Below are 16335 nucleotides of genomic sequence, written 5' to 3'. Positions count from 1 at the left end.
GCCGAACACAGAAGTTAAGCTCTTTAGCGCCGATGGTAGTCGGACTTACGTTCCGCGAGAGTAGGACGTTGCCAAGCAAACGAACCCCAAGTACAAATTGTACTTGGGGTTCTTCGTTTATCTAGCTGTAAATCTTGATAGTAAGGGAGTGGCTCAAAAAAACGGCATACGTTCACTTGCTTTTATAATATCTTTTGTATAAAAGAATTGTTTTCCTTGGCCTGTATAAGCAGGTTCTAAAATTAAATTCGTTGTTGCAGCATATAACCATTTGGGATGAATACCTGAATTTAGAATGTCTTGAAATTCTTGGAAATCTTTATTCCAATCTAAATGTATGTCCATGTTTTTCACCTCGGTTGTATTATAGAACATATGTACGTGTTTTTGAAGTATATTCACTTAATTGTCGAACGTTCATCCATAGGCAAGCGAACAAAAGCGTGATAGGATTAATTTAAAATGATGGAAAAGGAGAGTTTTGATGAAAGGACCTTTGAACAATCAACTAGAATCATGGTCGAAAACAGCACCGATTTCGATGCATGTACCTGGACATAAGAACGCAACCATCGGTGATTTATCCTATGTAAATGGGAAACATGATATCACTGAAATTACAGGTTTTGACGATTTGCATCATGCGGAAGGTGTTTTAAAAGAAAGCATGCAGATGATTCAACGTCATGAGGATTACGATGCATTCTATCTCGTTAATGGAACGACGAGTGGTATTTTGTCGGTCATACATGCGTTTTGCAATGTGCCTGGTGACGTTATTATAGCGCGTAATGTTCATAAATCTGTCTTTAATGCGCTAGATTTAGGTCATCAACGTGCCAGTATTTTACCAACTGAGGTCGACAATGATACACTTCAATATGTAAAACCAATATTGCATCCCTCTCATTTAAACTGTGGAAAATTAGCTGTTCTCACGTATCCCAATTATTATGGCCAAACGTTCGACATCCAATCTACGATAAAACACTTTCATCAACAACATATTCCCGTACTCGTAGATGAGGCCCACGGGGCGCATTTTGATATTCAAGGTTTTCCATATTCTGCTTTAAACTATGGTGCAGATTATGTGGTGCAGTCTTTTCATAAAACGTTACCAAGTTTGACGATGAGTTCGGTATTGTATATTCATAAAAAAGCACCGCAACGTGACAATGTGACGCATCTCTTACAAACTTTTCAATCTTCAAGCCCATCCTATTTATTGATGGCGAGTTTAGAATCAGCAAACTGTTTTTATCAATCTTATCAAAGCGACTACTTTTTTGAACAGCGTACAAAAGTGATTCAAGCGCTACAGGAAAAGCATTTAAGCATCACACAAGTGGATGATCCATTAAAATTGTTGATTCATCATCCTGCATTATCAGGTTACGAACTTCAACGACTGATGGAAGCTGAGCATATTTATGTAGAACTTGCAGATGAGAAACATGTGTTATGGATATTGCCACTATGGCACGAGGGGGATACATTTCCTATGAATGCGTTATTGCACCGTATTCGTCAACTGAATTTGCCCCATAGCATCAATCATCAGCTGTCGATGCCAAATGTGCTATATAAAGAAGAGGGTGTCTATATGCCTGACGTATTTGACCGGGTGCGTGATGTCCATTATCTTGATGCTGAAGGCACAATTTTAGCGCAACATCTCATTGTATATCCTCCAGGTATCCCTACTTTATTAAAGGGAGAAAAAATGAACGTATCTATGATAAAATTAATAGACTATTGGCATAAAAGAGGGCTTCGTGTAGAAGGACTTAGTGAAGGTAAAATTAAAGTGAAGGATGACTAACATGGCATTATTTATTACGATAGAAGGACCTGAAGGCTCTGGGAAAACAACCGTTTTAAAATCAGTGGTGGAGCAACTTTCGAAAGATTATGATGTGATTGCTACGCGTGAACCAGGCGGGGTTAAAACAGCAGAAGCCATACGTAACATTTTATTAGAAGGAGATGCGATGGATCCACGCACTGAGGCATTATTGTTTGCGGCAGCCCGTCGTGAACATCTTGTAGAAAAAGTGTTACCTGCGCTCGATAAGGGCATTACGGTGATTTGCGATCGTTTTATAGACAGCTCACTTGCTTATCAAGGCTATGCGCGTAAAATCGGGGTGGAAGCGATTCAAACAATTAATGATTTTGCGATAGAAGGTCATGCGCCTGATTTAACGTTATATTTAGATATTCCTGCAGAAGTGGGGCAAGCGCGTATTATGCAAAATCAGCGTGCTCAAAATCGTCTTGATAAAGAAGATGAAGCATTTCATGCACGTGTAATCGATGGGTATCAACAATTGATTCAAAATCACCCGGAACGTTATGAAGTAATTGACGCGACGCAGTCAATTGATGCTGTAATCCAAGATGTGTTAACGGCTATTAAGCAACGTTTAGCACAGTAAGTCATTTCAATACAAAACAAGATACATCATGTTTTAAGTGTAAAAAATAGTTTATAATGTAATGAACACATCCATTTGAATTTTGTGATTCATCCATGAGTGATGACGTGACATATGATATAATATTGTTCAAGAGGTGCATGAGACTATGAAAATGATAATTGCAATTGTTCAAGACCAAGACAGTCAAGAACTCTCTGACCGACTCGTCGAAAATAATTTTAGAGCAACAAAACTCGCTTCAACAGGTGGTTTTTTACGCGCAGGAAACACAACATTCTTAAGTGGTGTGGATGATGATCGTGTAGACGATATACTCGAAGTGATTAGTCAAACATGTGGAAACCGCGAGCAATTGGTTTCTCCAATTACACCGATGGGTGGCAGTGCGGATTCGTACATTCCTTACCCAGTTGAAGTAGAAGTAGGCGGGGCAACCGTTTTTGTAATGCCAGTCGAATCGTTTCACCAATTTTAGATGATAACGAAGGTTGTGGCGGCGTATGCGGGTCTTTAAGGCGGTGTATACGACTGTCCAACCTTTTTTCTTTAAATATATGTTTTATTAGATAATTTTAAATTAATTCAAATCATCAGGATGGAAGATAAAGGAGTTGTGACATGAAGGAAATAGATCAATTATTAAAAGCTTATGCGAATGAAAAGCTTTCACATGCCTATCTATTTGAAGGTGATGATTTAGAAACGATGATCGAAACGGCTGAGGCCTTTGCGATGCATATTTTATGTCAAGACAACGACCAATGCAAAACTAAAATAGAAGCGCGCAATCATCCTGATTTTCATTATGTCAAAACAGATGAAACAACGATTAAAAAGGAACGCATTGAGCAACTTGTGCACCATATGAATCAATTGCCGATCGAAAGTGACTATAAAGTTTATATTATTCAAGATTTTGAACGTTTAACTGTGCAAGGTGAAAATAGTATTTTAAAATTTTTGGAGGAACCGCCCTCCAACACGATTGCGATACTCATTTCATCTAAACCGGAACAAATTTTAGACACGATACATTCAAGATGCCAACATGTCTATTTTAAACCGATGCATCGTCACACGTTTATTGAACGCCTTGTTGCGCATGAGGAAGTGTCGAAGCCGGTGGCAGAATTATTGAGTACATATACGACACAGTTTGAAGAGGCACGTCAATTAAATGAGGAACATGATTTAACACAATTGCGAAAACAACTATTACAATGGTGTGATCGTTTATTGAAGCAACGTGAGATGGCGTTAATAGGTATTGTGGAGTTATTAAAACATGCGAAAAATCGTCGGCTCCAACTACTGGCATTGGCGGGGATTAATGCGTATTTTCAAGACATGATGTATGCCAAATCAGGCATGACCTCTCGCATTACATTTTCAGAACTACAATCTTATTATGAATCACGTGCACAACAATTAAGTTATCGCCATTTAACCTACATCATCGAACAAATTACTGAAGCACATAAAAAGCTCAATCAAAATGTAAATCCGACGCTTGTATTTGAGCAAATTGCAATTAAAGTGAAGGGGTGATGCACATGTGCATGGTAGTAGGTGTTTATTTTAAAAAGGCCAATACCCTAGAATACTACGCGCCTTGTCCGGGTGACTTAGATGAAGGTACACGTGTTGTAGTGGAATCTCAACGCGGTTATGAAATGGGTATGGTCAAACATGAACCAAAAGCAATTAATGGTGAAGATGTGGCACAACCTTTAAAGCCTGTGTTACGTGTGGCCACAGAAGAAGATCTTAGTGCGCATGAAGCAAATGAAGTTGCTGCTGATGAAGCGTTAGCCTTATGTAAAACGTTTGTATCTGAACTTGAACTAGACATGCGTTTAGTGAATTGTGAATATACGTTAGACCGCTCTAAAGTGATTTTTAATTTCACTGCAGACGAGCGTATTGATTTCCGTAAATTGGTACGTTTACTGGCGCAAAAATTAAAAACGCGTATAGAATTAAGACAAATCGGTGTGCGTGATGAAGCGAAACTTTTAGGTGGTATCGGTCCATGTGGGCGCTCATTATGTTGCTCTACATTTTTAGGTGACTTTGAACCTGTGTCTATCAAAATGGCGAAAGATCAAAACTTGTCATTGAATCCATCGAAAATCTCAGGCGCTTGTGGGCGTTTAATGTGTTGTTTGAAATATGAAGATGACATGTATGAAGCTGCACGTGAACAACTTCCTGACGTAGGTGACGTCATTGATACACCTGAAGGTCGTGGAGAAGTTGTAAGTTTAAATGTCATTAATGTAACGATGCACGTTAAAGTTGAAGGTTACGAACAAACGTTGGAATACCATATTGATGAATTAAAAACAATGAATTAAGGAGGAGGGCCATTGGATCGAAATGAACTTTTCGACCGCTTAATGCAACTCGAGCAAAATGTGACGTTGATTCAAGAAAATATGCAACAACTTAAAGCATTAACGGTAGAACTTGTTGAAGAAAATGTGGCATTACAAACGGAAAATGATCATTTGAAATCATTATTACATCAACAACAAGCGACTTCAGAGCAAGAGGCGACGAAAGTGAAAAAACGTGCCACAAAACAACTTCAAAGTCGTGAATATTTTGCGAAATTATACCACGAAGGTTTTCATATTTGCCATGATGTATTCGGTAAACACCGGAAAGGTGAAGACTGTATATTTTGTTTAAATGTATTAAATAGTAAGCGAGACCATGACTGATTCGAATTGAGATATGGTGGAAAAACGATAAGAGGTGGCAGAGTGTTACGACAGGGAGAGCGTTTAGATTATTTGGTCAAAGAAAATATGCGAATTATTCAAAACGATGCCGTATTTTCTTTTTCAACCGATGCGTTACTTCTTGGGCATTTTACAAAACCAAGAACGCGTGATCGCATTTTAGATTTATGTACAGGGAATGGTGTGATTCCACTATTATTGTCCGCAAAAGGATCCAATCATATTACAGGTATTGAGATTCAACCAACGCTGGTTGATATGGCTCAACGTAGTGTGGCGTATAATGATGTATCATCACGTATTGACATTCTTCATGATGATATACAAAATGTCACACGTCGTTTTAAACCTTCATCCTTCGATTTAATTACATGTAACCCTCCGTATTTTAAAATCAATCAAATGAATCAACACCAAATTGAAGCGCATAAAATCGCGCGACATGAGGTGTATTGTACGTTAGATGACTGTATTCGCGTCAGTGGTCATGCATTGAAACAAGGTGGCCGTCTGATGATGGTGCATCGCGCAGAACGTGTGTTAGATATTTTTGAATCTATGCGCCGTTACGCTATAGAACCAAAACAGTTACATATGATATATAGTAAACCTGGAAAAGATGCGCAAACAATTGTTGTTGAAGGTCGTAAAGGTGGCAATGAAGGATTAAAACTTGCGCCCCCTTTTTATATTTATGATGCGTCTGGCGCGTATACGGATGAGATGAAGGCGGTGTATTATGGCTAACCATTATATTTATATCGTTCAGTGTAAAGATGCCTCGCTTTATACGGGTTATACAACGAATATCGAAGCACGTATCGCGAAACATAATGAAGGTAAAGGGGCTAAATATACAAAAACACGTCGTCCTGTTCAATTGATGTATCAAGAATGCTTTGACACAAAATCAGAAGCGTTAAAACGAGAACATGCCATTAAACAATTAAGTCGTGATGCGAAATTACGACTCATAAAAGGAGCCTTAGCATGACACATTTATATTTAGTGGGAACCCCCATCGGTAATTTGGATGACATGACCTTTCGGGCGATTGACACTCTTAAAACAGTAGATTTAATTGCATGTGAGGATACGCGTGTCACTAAAAAACTTTGCCATCATTTCGACATATCAACGCCATTACAATCCTATCATGATCATAATAAAGACCACATGACTACAGCGTTAATCAAAACGTTGTTAGACGGTAAATCAGTCGCACTCGTCTCTGATGCAGGGTTGCCGTTAATATCAGATCCTGGGTACGAACTGGTCGTGCAAGCACGTGAAGCGAAGATTCCAGTAACGCCTATTCCAGGTGCTAATGCGGGTTTAACCGCATTAATGGCGAGTGGGTTACCTTCTTTTGTATACACATTTCTAGGATTTTTGCCACGAAAAGCACGCGAGAAGAAAGCAATTTTAGAAGTGCGTATGTTTCAAGAGAGCACGTTGTTATTATATGAATCTCCTTATCGTGTCAAAGATACGTTAGAAGTCATTCATGACATTGACCCTGAAAGACATATCACCCTCGGACGTGAATTAACGAAGAAATTTGAACAAATTACAACAGCAAAAGTGAACGAGTTACTGGTACAACTAGATAATACGATTCCTTTAAAAGGTGAATTTGTCATTCTTATCGAAGGTCAAGAGGCGATTGAAACGACAAAGTGGTTTGAGTCACTCTCCATAGAAGATCATGTAAACCATTATATTCAGCAAAATATGAAGCCAAAACAAGCGATTAAACAAGTCGCCAAAGATCGGGAGATGTCGAGCAAAACCATATACAATGTCTATCATGATATAGAGGTATAACCTATGACATCAATTCGGCAAGATGTATCGTTGGTGGATTGAAAAAGACAGCGATTTTAGATATATTAGATTAGATAAGAAATGAGGAGGAGCGCTGATGGTAAAAGATACATTTTATATTACTACACCGATTTATTATCCAAGCGGTAATTTACACATTGGCCATGCATACTCTACTGTAGCAGGGGACGTTATTGCACGTTACAAACGTTTACAAGGATACGATGTACGCTATTTAACGGGAACAGATGAGCATGGACAGAAAATACAAGAAAAAGCTCAAAAAGCAGGCCAGTCTGAAATAGAGTATTTAGATGGCATGATTGATAGCATTAAAGCGTTATGGAAAAAACTTGATATTTCTAATGACGACTTCATTCGTACGACTGAAAAACGTCATACAGAAGTTGTTGAGAAAATTTTTGAAAAGTTACTAGAACAAGGTGATATTTATCTTGGCGAGTACGAAGGTTGGTATTCTGTTCCGGATGAAACGTACTATACTGAAACACAATTGGTTGAACCTGTATATGAAAATGGCAAAATTGTCGGTGGTAAAAGTCCGGATTCAGGTCATGAGGTAGAGCTTGTAAAAGAAGAAAGTTATTTCTTTAAACTCTCGAAATATACAGATCGTTTACTTGCATTTTATGATGAACATCCTGATTTTATTCAGCCTCCATCTCGTAAAAATGAGATGATTAATAACTTTATAAAACCTGGGTTAGATGATTTGGCGGTGTCACGTACTTCGTTTGACTGGGGTGTAAAAGTACCATCAAACCCAAAACACGTCGTTTATGTATGGCTTGATGCGCTTGTAAACTACATTTCAGCGCTAGGTTATTTAACAGACGAAGATGAATTATTTAAAAAATATTGGCCGGCTGACATTCATCTTATGGCAAAAGAGATTGTACGTTTCCATTCAATTATATGGCCGATTATTTTAATGGCATTGGAAGTCCCACTACCTAAAAAAGTGTTTGCGCACGGTTGGATTTTAATGAAAGACGGCAAAATGAGTAAATCTAAAGGTAACGTCATGGATCCGAATGTGCTTATCGATCGTTATGGTTTAGATGCGACACGTTATTATCTCATGCGTGAATTGCCATTTGGTTCAGATGGTGTCTTCACACCTGAAGCTTTCGTTGAACGTACGAACTACGATTTAGCCAATGATTTAGGAAATCTTGTGAACCGTACGATTTCAATGATTAATAAATATTTTGACGGTCAATTACCAGCTTATCAAGGGCCACAACACGAACTTGATAAAGATATGGAACAGATGGCTTTAGATACTGTGAACGCATATCATGAAAGTATGGATAACTTACAGTTTTCTGTAGCACTAACGACGGTGTGGAAGTTTATTAGCCGTACCAATAAATATATCGACGAAACGACGCCTTGGGTGTTAGCAAAAGATGATACGCAAAAAGAGATGCTTGGTAATGTGATGGCACACTTAGTTGAAAACATTCGTTATGCTGCTGTGTTATTACGTCCATTCTTAACGCATGCACCGTATCAAATTTTTGACCAATTAAACATTCAAGATCAAGCATTACATGAATTTGATAGCTTAAAAGCTTACGGTCAACTTAAAGACGACATTACGGTCTCTTCTAAACCAACACCAATTTTCCCACGTTTAGATGTGGCTGCTGAAGTGGAATATATAAAAGCAAGCATGCAGCCCCCTAAACCTGAAGTAGAAGATGTACCGGCGAAAGCACAAATTGATATTAAAGATTTTGATAAAGTTGAAATTAAAGCAGCAACAATTATTGATGCTGAAAATGTAAAAAAATCGGATAAATTATTAAAAATTCAAGTCGATTTAGACCATGAACAACGCCAAATTGTATCGGGTATTGCGAAATTTTATCAACCTGAAGATATTATCGGTAAAAAAGTGGCGGTTGTTACAAATTTAAAACCTGCAAAATTAATGGGACAAAAATCAGAAGGTATGATTTTATCTGCTGAAAAAGACGGCGTATTGTCTTTAGTGAGCTTACCTAATGCGGTTCCTAATGGTGCAATTATTAAGTAATTCTCATCTGAAATGATAAGGTACGCATAAATTAGCAACTGAAATGAACCTTATTTTGCATTGAGGCTAAATTGAAAGACACTTCGGGGTGGGGCATGCACATCAAATGGTTCATAATTTGATGCCAGTCTCACCCCTTTAATACGACATAGGAGGAATGACAATGTTAATCGATACACACGTACATTTAAATGCGGATCAATATGATGAAGATTTAGAAGCGGTAATTGACCGTGCGCGAGACGCGGGTGTAGATCGTATGTTTGTAGTAGGTTTCGATACAAAAACGATTGAACGTGCGATGAAATTAATTGATGACTATGATTTTATTTACGCCATTATCGGTTGGCACCCAGTGGATGCGATAGATTGTACAGATGAGCGTTTAGATTGGATTGAATCCTTATCGCAACACCCAAAAGTTATTGGTATAGGTGAAATGGGCTTAGATTATCATTGGGATAAATCACCGAAAGAGATTCAAAAAGAGGTATTTAGAAAACAAATTGCATTAGCCAAACGTGTGAAATTACCGATTGTGATTCACAACAGAGATGCAACGCAAGATTGTATCGACATTTTATTAGAAGAACATGCTGAAGAGGTAGGAGGCATCATGCATAGTTTTAGTGGTTCACCAGAAATTGCAGATGTTGTCACACAAAAACTAAACTTTCACATTTCACTTGGTGGTCCAGTAACGTTTAAAAATGCGAAACAACCGAAAGAAGTGGCGAAACATGTACCGTTAGATCGTCTGTTAGTGGAGACAGATGCCCCATTTTTAACGCCGCATCCGTATCGCGGTAAACGTAATGAACCTGCGCACGTAACACTCGTCGCACAACAAATTGCAGATTTACGTGGCATTTCATATGAAGAAGTAGCGCAACAAACTACTCAAAATGCAGAACGCTTGTTTAACTTGAGTTAAAAGAGGTGCCTAAGTGAAAATAAATGAATTTATCGTTGTAGAGGGTCGTGACGACACTGAACGCGTCCAACGTGCTGTTGAATGTGATACGATTGAGACGAATGGCAGTGCGATTGACCGTGCGTGCTTAGATGTTATTCGTAAAGCGCAAGAGACACGAGGTGTCATCGTACTTACCGATCCGGATTTCCCGGGTGATAAAATTCGCAATACCATTCGCGATGCTGTGCCAGGTGTCAAACATGCCTATATTGACCGCGAAAAAGCGAAAAATAAACGTGGTAAAATTGGTGTGGAACATGCGTCATTTGATGCTATTCGTGAGGCCTTAATGCATGTGTCTTCACCTTTATCAGAATCTGAAGAAACAATCGATAAAGCGACACTGATTGATTTAGGACTTATCATTGGTCCAGATGCAAGACGTCGCCGTGACATAGTTGGACGTCAACTACACATTGGTCATTCAAATGGGAAACAATTATTAAAGAAACTCAATGCGTTTGGTTATACAGAACAAGACGTGCGCCGCGCATTAGGAGAAGAGGAGTAACACATTATGCATGAGAAAGATATCGCTACCCCAACCCGTACCCGTGCATTACTAGAACAATATGGCTTTAGTTTTAAAAAGAGCTTAGGTCAAAACTTTTTAATTGATGTAAATATTATCAATAATATTATTCATGCGAGTGGTATCGATGAACGCACAGGAGTCATCGAAGTGGGACCGGGTATGGGATCATTAACCGAACAACTTGCTAAAAACGCTAAACACGTCATGGCTTTTGAAATTGATCAACGTCTCATTCCTGTTTTAAAAGATACCTTATCACCATACGACAATGTAACAGTGATTAACGAAGATATTTTAAAAGCAGATATCAAAACAGCGATAAACACGCATTTAGCGGATTGCGAAAAAATTATGGTTGTTGCTAATTTACCTTACTATATTACAACGCCAATTCTATTATCGTTACTCGAGTCTAACTTAAATATTGATGGTTACGTTGTCATGATGCAAAAAGAAGTCGGGGAACGCTTAAATGCGGCTGTTGGGACAAAAGCATATGGCTCATTATCTATCGTAGCGCAATACTATACTGAAACGTCTCGCGTACTTACAGTGCCTAAAACGGTCTTTATGCCACCACCGAATGTTGATTCGATTGTAGTTAAATTAATGAAACGGCCATCACCTATCGCCCAAGTTAACGATGAACAACAATTTTTTAAATTGACGAAAGGTGCATTTGGACAACGTCGAAAAACCATTTTTAATAACTATCAAAATGTATTTCAAGATGGTAAAAGTTTGAAAACAGAAATTATGGCATGGCTAGAAGCCGCTGGTATTGATCCAAAACGCCGTGGCGAAACGCTTTCTATACAAGAATATGCACGTTTGTATGCAGAGTTGGAAAATTTCCCAAAATTGACATTATAAAATGATTGACTTTCTAAACCGGCATTGATAAAATTAAAATTTTATTTGACCTCAACGCTCTAAATGTGTTATACTACACCAGTAGCGAGGTGGAGCAATATGCCAAAATCTATTATAGACATCAAAAATCGTCTTGATTGTCAGTTAGGAAATCGTATTGTACTAAAAGCTAATGGGGGACGTAAAAAAACAATTGAACGTTCTGGTGTGTTAAAAGAAACATATCCTTCTGTGTTCATTGTTGAATTAGACCAAGATAAGCACAACTTCGAACGAGTGTCCTATACTTATGCAGATGTACTTACTGAAAATGTACACGTATCATTTGTAGAGGAAGACTTACAACAAGAAGCAGCGGCGCAATAATACTTATTTGATTGATAAGTTGTACATATTTGAGAGTGGGAATGGAATCTTTAGGAGTGGATTTCATCGTCTCGCTCTTTTTTAGTGCGCGAAGTCATAAGAAGATTTGTATTTATTATTAATTAGAATAAATGAATGATTGATAGTGCCAAAAGTTAGGTTTTGTTACTTTTTAAATATTTAGCTTATGAGCGCCTCCATCATTAATGGAGTTATGGTAAAATCACAGTAATACCATTTAAAAAGAGGAAATGATAGTATGATTTATGAAACGGCTCCTGCTAAAATTAATTTAACGTTAGATACATTATTTAAGCGAGAAGACGGTTATCACGAAGTGGAAATGATTATGACGACCATTGATTTAAATGATCGATTATCTTTTGAAAAGCGTCACGATGATAAAATCGTACTTCACGTTGATGAAACGTATATTCCATCGGATGATCGTAATTTAGCTTATCGTGCGGCACTTTTAATGAAAGAAGCCTATCACATTAAAGAAGGCGTGACGATTACTTTAGAGAAAAACATTCCGGTTGCTGCCGGTTTGGCAGGTGGTTCTAGTGATGCTGCTGCGACAATGCGTGGGATGAATCGTCTATTTGAATTGAATAGAAGTTTGGATGAATTAAGTGCGTTATCGGCAGAAATAGGGTCTGATATTCCATTTTGCGTTTACGGAACGACTGCTTTATGCCAAGGTCGCGGTGAAAAAATTACGTTACTCGATCGACCACCTTCATGTTGGGTCATTGTCGCGAAACCGCAAGCTGGGTTGTCCACACCAGAAATTTATAATGGTCTTAATTTGAACCTTCCATTTGATGTGCATACGTCAGCATGTATGGATGCGATTAAACAGCAAGATTATTTAGGTGTATGTCACAGTTTATCCAATCGTTTGGAACCAGTTTCTATGGCCTTACAACCTGAAATTCAAAAAATAAAAGAGAACATGTTGAACAATGGTGCGGATGGTGCGTTGATGAGTGGCAGTGGTCCCACTGTGTACGGTTTTGCGCAACGAGAACGTCAAGCACGTCATATTTATAATGCCATTTGTGGATGCTGTAACGATGTGTATTTAGTGCGTACATTAGGATGATGTTTGAAAGGAATTGATGATGCATGAGATATAAAAGAAGTGAACGTATCGTCTTCATGACACAATATTTAATTAACAACCCGAATAAGCTCGTGCCACTCACGTTTTTTGTAACGAAGTTTAAACAAGCAAAGTCATCAATTAGTGAAGATGTCCAAATCATTAAAGATACGCTTATTGAAGAAGGACTTGGAACGATAGAAACGGTGGCAGGTGCGAGTGGTGGTGTGCGCTACCGACCTGAAATGCAAAAAGCAGAGGCGGAAGCAGTGATTGAAGAATTAATCCACTTACTTCAAGAAAAAGAAAGGTTACTGCCTGGAGGTTATTTATTTTTATCAGATTTAGTAGGCAATCCACCGCTTTTAAAACAAGTGGGTAAACTTATTGCGACGATTTATATGCATGAAGATTTGGATGCGGTCGTAACTATCGCAACGAAAGGGATATCGCTAGCCAATGCGGTTGCGAGTATATTGAATTTACCAGTTGTCGTGATACGTAAAGATAATAAAGTGACTGAAGGGTCCACTGTTTCAATAAATTATGTATCAGGTTCAACACGAAAAATCGAAACAATGGTATTATCTAAACGTACACTAAAAGAACACTCAAAAGTTTTAATTGTAGATGACTTCATGCGTGCGGGTGGTTCGATAAATGGTGTAATCAATTTAATGAATGAGTTTAAGGCTGAAGTAAAAGGGGTATCGGTACTTGTAGAATCTAAAGAAGTCAAGCAAAGATTAATCGAGGACTATACTTCCTTAGTACGGTTGTCCGACGTCGATGAGTATAACCAAGCGTTTAAAGTCGAAGCGGGTAATAGCCTTTCTAAATTTAATAATTAAAAAGGAGCGTTTATCGTTATGCAAACAATTAACACAGATAAAGCGCCTGCTGCAGTTGGACCGTATTCACATGCATCTATTGTCAATGGTATGGTCTATACGTCAGGGCAAATACCTTTAAATTTAGAAGGTAATATTGTAAGTGATGATGTTGAGGCACAAACGAAACAAGTGTTTGAAAATTTGAAAGCTGTACTAGAAGCAGCAGGATCTGATTTAGATCACGTTGTGAAAGTGCTCGTTTTCTTATCCGATATGGAACATTTCCAAAAGGTGAACGATGTTTACGGCACGTACTTTACTTCGCATAAACCGGCGAGAAGTGCAGTTGAAGTGGCACGTTTGCCAAAAGATGTTAAAATTGAAATCGAAGTCATCGCTGAAGTAAAGGATGTATAATATACACTTGAACTTCTTAAATCACTACATTTTCTAACTTATATACTATGGGGGGCTCACTACATGAAAGTGACAGATGTCAGACTTAGAAAAATACAAACAGATGGAAGAATGAAAGCGCTCGTGTCTATTACACTTGACGAATCATTTGTTATCCATGACTTGCGCGTCATTGAAGGCAATTCAGGACTTTTCGTAGCAATGCCAAGCAAACGTACACCAGATGGTGAATTCCGCGACATTGCGCATCCAATCAATTCAGAAATGCGTCAAGAAATTCAGGATGCAGTAATGAAAGTATATGAAGAGACTGATGAAGTCATTCCTGCTCAGAATGATGACAATAAAGAAGAATCTGAAAATAACGCTGAAGCGTAATTTTCAGTCCTATACACAGGGTTTTGAAGTTATAAAAAGGTAACTTCAAAACCCTTTTCTTTTGATATGCCCGTTTATATTGAAAGCTTTGATTACTTCATGAAAGTATGCTAACGGATACATCACGTCATCATGGATATAAGGGCTTCAAACAATTGAACGTAAATGGTGTTGCTATACACCATTTTAAAAATAATTTTTTTAGTTGCAACGGGATATCATTTCAGAGGTTATGCGTCTTCAACGCATCGAAAGCTTAAATATTTACGCGCATGAAACTTCAATTCTTCTTTTACTCCTTGAAAGTGACAGTTCGTATAAATTATAATTGTATAGAAGTGTAAAAAAACTGGAGGGTTCATTCCATGCAAAAACATGCAGTCGTTTTAGCAGCTGGTAAAGGTACACGCATGAAGTCTAAGAAGTTCAAAGTGCTTCATGAAGTAGCTGGAAAGCCTATGATTGCGCATGTTATCGATCAAGTGAAATCAACAGGTATTGATAATATCGTTACAATTGTAGGACACGGTGCTGAAAGCGTGAAAGAAACATTAGGGGACGTTTCTAAGTACAGTTTTCAACAAGAACAACTCGGAACAGCGCATGCGGTGCAACAAGCCGAAGCGCATTTGGGACACTTAACAGGTACAACGATTGTTGTTTGTGGTGATACACCGCTTATTACTGGTGAGACATTAACGCAACTCATTGCACACCATGAGGCATCTGAAGCACAGGCAACAGTATTGTCCGCAACGACAGCGCAACCATTTGGATACGGTAGAATAGTGCGTGATTCTAGTAGTGGCACACTTAAACGCATCGTTGAAGAAAAAGACGCAAACGATGAGGAAAAACAAATTACGGAAATTAGTTCGGGAATATTTGCATTTGATAACCAAACGTTATTTACATTGTTAAAAGACGTTGACAATCACAATGCCCAAGGTGAATATTATTTGCCACAAGTCTTGACTTTGATTTTACAACAATCAGGAAAAGTTGCGATTTACCACACAAATCATTTTGATGACATTTTAGGTGTTAATGATCGTGTGGCGTTAAGTCATGCAGAACAACTATATCGCATACGCACAAATCACATGCATATGCGCAATGGTGTGACACTACTTGACCCTGCTACTACGCATATTGGCGCGGATGTGAAAATTGGTGCAGATACTGTGATTGAAGCAGGCGTTAAACTTTCAGGAAATACAGTGATTGGTGAAGATGTGGTTGTAGGTCAATATTCTGAAATCCATGACAGCGTAATTGAAGATGGCGTTACAATTAAACAATCCGTTATTTCTGAAGCAAAAGTAGGTCGGAATTCTAAAATTGGTCCATTCGCACAACTTAGACCGGGCAGTGATTTAGGCGCAGAAACAAAAGTGGGCAACTTTGTTGAAATTAAAAAAGCGCGTCTTGACGATGGTGCGAAAGTATCTCACTTAAGCTACATTGGAGACGCTGAAATCGGTGCGCGCACGAATATTGGTTGTGGATCAATTACAGTGAACTATGATGGTGTGAATAAGTTCAAAACAATTGTAGGCAAAGATGCTTTTATTGGATGTAACACAAACTTAGTTGCGCCTGTATCCGTTGGTGATGGTGCGTTAATTGCTGCTGGTTCCACAATTACTGATAATGTTCCGGAAGAAAGCTTGGCACTCGCACGTGCAAGACAAACAACGAAACCTGGATATTTAAACAAAGAGAAATAGACTTTCAAAGCGATAAGATGCTTAAAACATATCAAT

Annotated in this window: 20 protein-coding genes; 19 read left to right on the top strand and 1 reads right to left on the bottom strand. The window is 38.3% G+C overall.

Annotated elements, in window-relative coordinates; all coding sequences use genetic code 11:
* Positions 1 to 153: 153 nt before the first annotated feature.
* Positions 154 to 345 (bottom strand): hypothetical protein, encoded by a 192-nt coding sequence (locus CD172_RS02820; protein ID WP_037568125.1) that lies wholly within the window; start codon positions 343 to 345, stop codon positions 154 to 156.
* Between the two features lie 139 nt (positions 346 to 484).
* Here CD172_RS02820 and CD172_RS02815 point away from each other — a divergent pair, with 139 nt between their 5' ends.
* The 19 genes from CD172_RS02815 to glmU all read left to right on the top strand — a co-directional run bounded on the left by CD172_RS02815 (position 485) and on the right by glmU (position 16299).
* Entirely contained in the window at positions 485 to 1825 is a 1341-nt protein-coding gene (locus tag CD172_RS02815) for an aminotransferase class V-fold PLP-dependent enzyme (RefSeq protein ID WP_103345416.1), read from the top strand.
* 1 nt (position 1826) lies between these two features.
* The gene (gene tmk / locus CD172_RS02810) at positions 1827 to 2441 is read left to right on the top strand and encodes a dTMP kinase (RefSeq protein WP_103345415.1); all 615 of its coding nucleotides are present in this window, start codon (positions 1827 to 1829) and stop codon (positions 2439 to 2441) included.
* Positions 2442 to 2589: 148 nt separating this feature from the next.
* A complete protein-coding gene (locus CD172_RS02805) occupies positions 2590 to 2919 on the top strand; it encodes a cyclic-di-AMP receptor (RefSeq protein ID WP_037568119.1) in 330 nt (109 codons plus the stop codon).
* Positions 2920 to 3062: 143 nt separating this feature from the next.
* Positions 3063 to 3992, top strand: a complete 930-nt coding sequence (locus CD172_RS02800) for a DNA polymerase III subunit delta' C-terminal domain-containing protein (RefSeq protein ID WP_103345414.1) — start codon at positions 3063 to 3065, stop codon at positions 3990 to 3992.
* Positions 3993 to 3997: 5 nt separating this feature from the next.
* The gene (locus CD172_RS02795) at positions 3998 to 4801 is read left to right on the top strand and encodes a PSP1 domain-containing protein (protein ID WP_103345413.1); all 804 of its coding nucleotides are present in this window, start codon (positions 3998 to 4000) and stop codon (positions 4799 to 4801) included.
* A gap of 12 nt (positions 4802 to 4813) precedes the next feature.
* Positions 4814 to 5170, top strand: coding sequence for a DNA replication initiation control protein YabA (gene yabA, locus CD172_RS02790; RefSeq protein WP_037568112.1), 357 nt, complete (start codon positions 4814 to 4816; stop codon positions 5168 to 5170).
* 42 nt (positions 5171 to 5212) lie between these two features.
* The gene (locus tag CD172_RS02785; RefSeq protein ID WP_037568110.1) at positions 5213 to 5938 is read left to right on the top strand and encodes a tRNA1(Val) (adenine(37)-N6)-methyltransferase; all 726 of its coding nucleotides are present in this window, start codon (positions 5213 to 5215) and stop codon (positions 5936 to 5938) included.
* Entirely contained in the window at positions 5931 to 6185 is a 255-nt protein-coding gene (locus CD172_RS02780) for a GIY-YIG nuclease family protein (RefSeq protein ID WP_037568108.1), read from the top strand. Before CD172_RS02785 ends, CD172_RS02780 begins: the two co-directional genes overlap by 8 nt.
* Positions 6182 to 7018, top strand: a complete 837-nt coding sequence (gene rsmI / locus CD172_RS02775; protein WP_103345412.1) for a 16S rRNA (cytidine(1402)-2'-O)-methyltransferase — start codon at positions 6182 to 6184, stop codon at positions 7016 to 7018. Before CD172_RS02780 ends, rsmI begins: the two co-directional genes overlap by 4 nt.
* Positions 7019 to 7115: 97 nt before the next feature.
* Entirely contained in the window at positions 7116 to 9083 is a 1968-nt protein-coding gene (metG, locus tag CD172_RS02770; RefSeq protein WP_103345411.1) for a methionine--tRNA ligase, read from the top strand.
* A 163-nt stretch (positions 9084 to 9246) separates the two neighbouring features.
* On the top strand, positions 9247 to 10017 hold the full coding sequence (locus tag CD172_RS02765) for a TatD family hydrolase (protein WP_037568103.1): 771 nt from the start codon (positions 9247 to 9249) through the stop codon (positions 10015 to 10017).
* Between the two features lie 13 nt (positions 10018 to 10030).
* On the top strand, positions 10031 to 10570 hold the full coding sequence (rnmV, locus tag CD172_RS02760; RefSeq protein WP_037568101.1) for a ribonuclease M5: 540 nt from the start codon (positions 10031 to 10033) through the stop codon (positions 10568 to 10570).
* A gap of 3 nt (positions 10571 to 10573) precedes the next feature.
* The gene (gene rsmA / locus CD172_RS02755; protein ID WP_172616727.1) at positions 10574 to 11467 is read left to right on the top strand and encodes a 16S rRNA (adenine(1518)-N(6)/adenine(1519)-N(6))-dimethyltransferase RsmA; all 894 of its coding nucleotides are present in this window, start codon (positions 10574 to 10576) and stop codon (positions 11465 to 11467) included.
* Positions 11468 to 11566: 99 nt separating this feature from the next.
* Positions 11567 to 11833 carry a biofilm formation stimulator Veg gene (gene veg / locus CD172_RS02750; protein ID WP_037568096.1) on the top strand — a complete coding sequence of 89 codons (267 nt, stop codon included), beginning with the start codon at positions 11567 to 11569 and terminating at the stop codon, positions 11831 to 11833.
* Between the two features lie 259 nt (positions 11834 to 12092).
* The gene (gene ispE / locus CD172_RS02745) at positions 12093 to 12941 is read left to right on the top strand and encodes a 4-(cytidine 5'-diphospho)-2-C-methyl-D-erythritol kinase (protein WP_037568094.1); all 849 of its coding nucleotides are present in this window, start codon (positions 12093 to 12095) and stop codon (positions 12939 to 12941) included.
* Positions 12942 to 12964: 23 nt separating this feature from the next.
* Positions 12965 to 13792: a pur operon repressor gene (gene purR / locus CD172_RS02740; protein ID WP_103345409.1), complete on the top strand. Its 828-nt coding sequence runs from the start codon at positions 12965 to 12967 to the stop codon at positions 13790 to 13792.
* A gap of 18 nt (positions 13793 to 13810) precedes the next feature.
* Positions 13811 to 14191, top strand: coding sequence for a RidA family protein (locus CD172_RS02735; protein ID WP_037568090.1), 381 nt, complete (start codon positions 13811 to 13813; stop codon positions 14189 to 14191).
* 63 nt (positions 14192 to 14254) lie between these two features.
* The gene (spoVG, locus tag CD172_RS02730; protein ID WP_037568088.1) at positions 14255 to 14569 is read left to right on the top strand and encodes a septation regulator SpoVG; all 315 of its coding nucleotides are present in this window, start codon (positions 14255 to 14257) and stop codon (positions 14567 to 14569) included.
* Positions 14570 to 14934: 365 nt separating this feature from the next.
* On the top strand, positions 14935 to 16299 hold the full coding sequence (gene glmU / locus CD172_RS02725; RefSeq protein ID WP_103345408.1) for a bifunctional UDP-N-acetylglucosamine diphosphorylase/glucosamine-1-phosphate N-acetyltransferase GlmU: 1365 nt from the start codon (positions 14935 to 14937) through the stop codon (positions 16297 to 16299).
* Positions 16300 to 16335: the final 36 nt, after the last annotated feature.

The sequence above is a fragment of the Staphylococcus agnetis genome (genome assembly GCF_002901865.1).
In the GTDB taxonomy this organism is placed as follows: Bacteria; Bacillota; Bacilli; order Staphylococcales; family Staphylococcaceae; genus Staphylococcus; species Staphylococcus agnetis.
The sequence above is the reverse complement of the archived record's forward strand: the minus strand, read 5'-3'. Positions and strand labels throughout refer to the sequence as shown.

Bases quoted from the DNA above. Each gene is read 5' to 3' on its own strand.
- CD172_RS02820 (WP_037568125.1), bottom strand. From the start codon at position 345: ATGGACATACATTTAGATTGGAATAAAGATTTCCAAGAATTTCAAGAC.
- CD172_RS02815 (WP_103345416.1), top strand. From the start codon at position 485: ATGAAAGGACCTTTGAACAATCAACTAGAATCATGGTCGAAAACAGCA.
- tmk (WP_103345415.1), top strand. From the start codon at position 1,827: ATGGCATTATTTATTACGATAGAAGGACCTGAAGGCTCTGGGAAAACA.
- CD172_RS02805 (WP_037568119.1), top strand. From the start codon at position 2,590: ATGAAAATGATAATTGCAATTGTTCAAGACCAAGACAGTCAAGAACTC.
- CD172_RS02800 (WP_103345414.1), top strand. From the start codon at position 3,063: ATGAAGGAAATAGATCAATTATTAAAAGCTTATGCGAATGAAAAGCTT.
- CD172_RS02795 (WP_103345413.1), top strand. From the start codon at position 3,998: ATGTGCATGGTAGTAGGTGTTTATTTTAAAAAGGCCAATACCCTAGAA.
- CD172_RS02780 (WP_037568108.1), top strand. From the start codon at position 5,931: ATGGCTAACCATTATATTTATATCGTTCAGTGTAAAGATGCCTCGCTT.
- rsmI (WP_103345412.1), top strand. From the start codon at position 6,182: ATGACACATTTATATTTAGTGGGAACCCCCATCGGTAATTTGGATGAC.
- metG (WP_103345411.1), top strand. From the start codon at position 7,116: ATGGTAAAAGATACATTTTATATTACTACACCGATTTATTATCCAAGC.
- CD172_RS02765 (WP_037568103.1), top strand. From the start codon at position 9,247: ATGTTAATCGATACACACGTACATTTAAATGCGGATCAATATGATGAA.
- veg (WP_037568096.1), top strand. From the start codon at position 11,567: ATGCCAAAATCTATTATAGACATCAAAAATCGTCTTGATTGTCAGTTA.
- ispE (WP_037568094.1), top strand. From the start codon at position 12,093: ATGATTTATGAAACGGCTCCTGCTAAAATTAATTTAACGTTAGATACA.
- purR (WP_103345409.1), top strand. From the start codon at position 12,965: ATGAGATATAAAAGAAGTGAACGTATCGTCTTCATGACACAATATTTA.
- CD172_RS02735 (WP_037568090.1), top strand. From the start codon at position 13,811: ATGCAAACAATTAACACAGATAAAGCGCCTGCTGCAGTTGGACCGTAT.
- spoVG (WP_037568088.1), top strand. From the start codon at position 14,255: ATGAAAGTGACAGATGTCAGACTTAGAAAAATACAAACAGATGGAAGA.
- glmU (WP_103345408.1), top strand. From the start codon at position 14,935: ATGCAAAAACATGCAGTCGTTTTAGCAGCTGGTAAAGGTACACGCATG.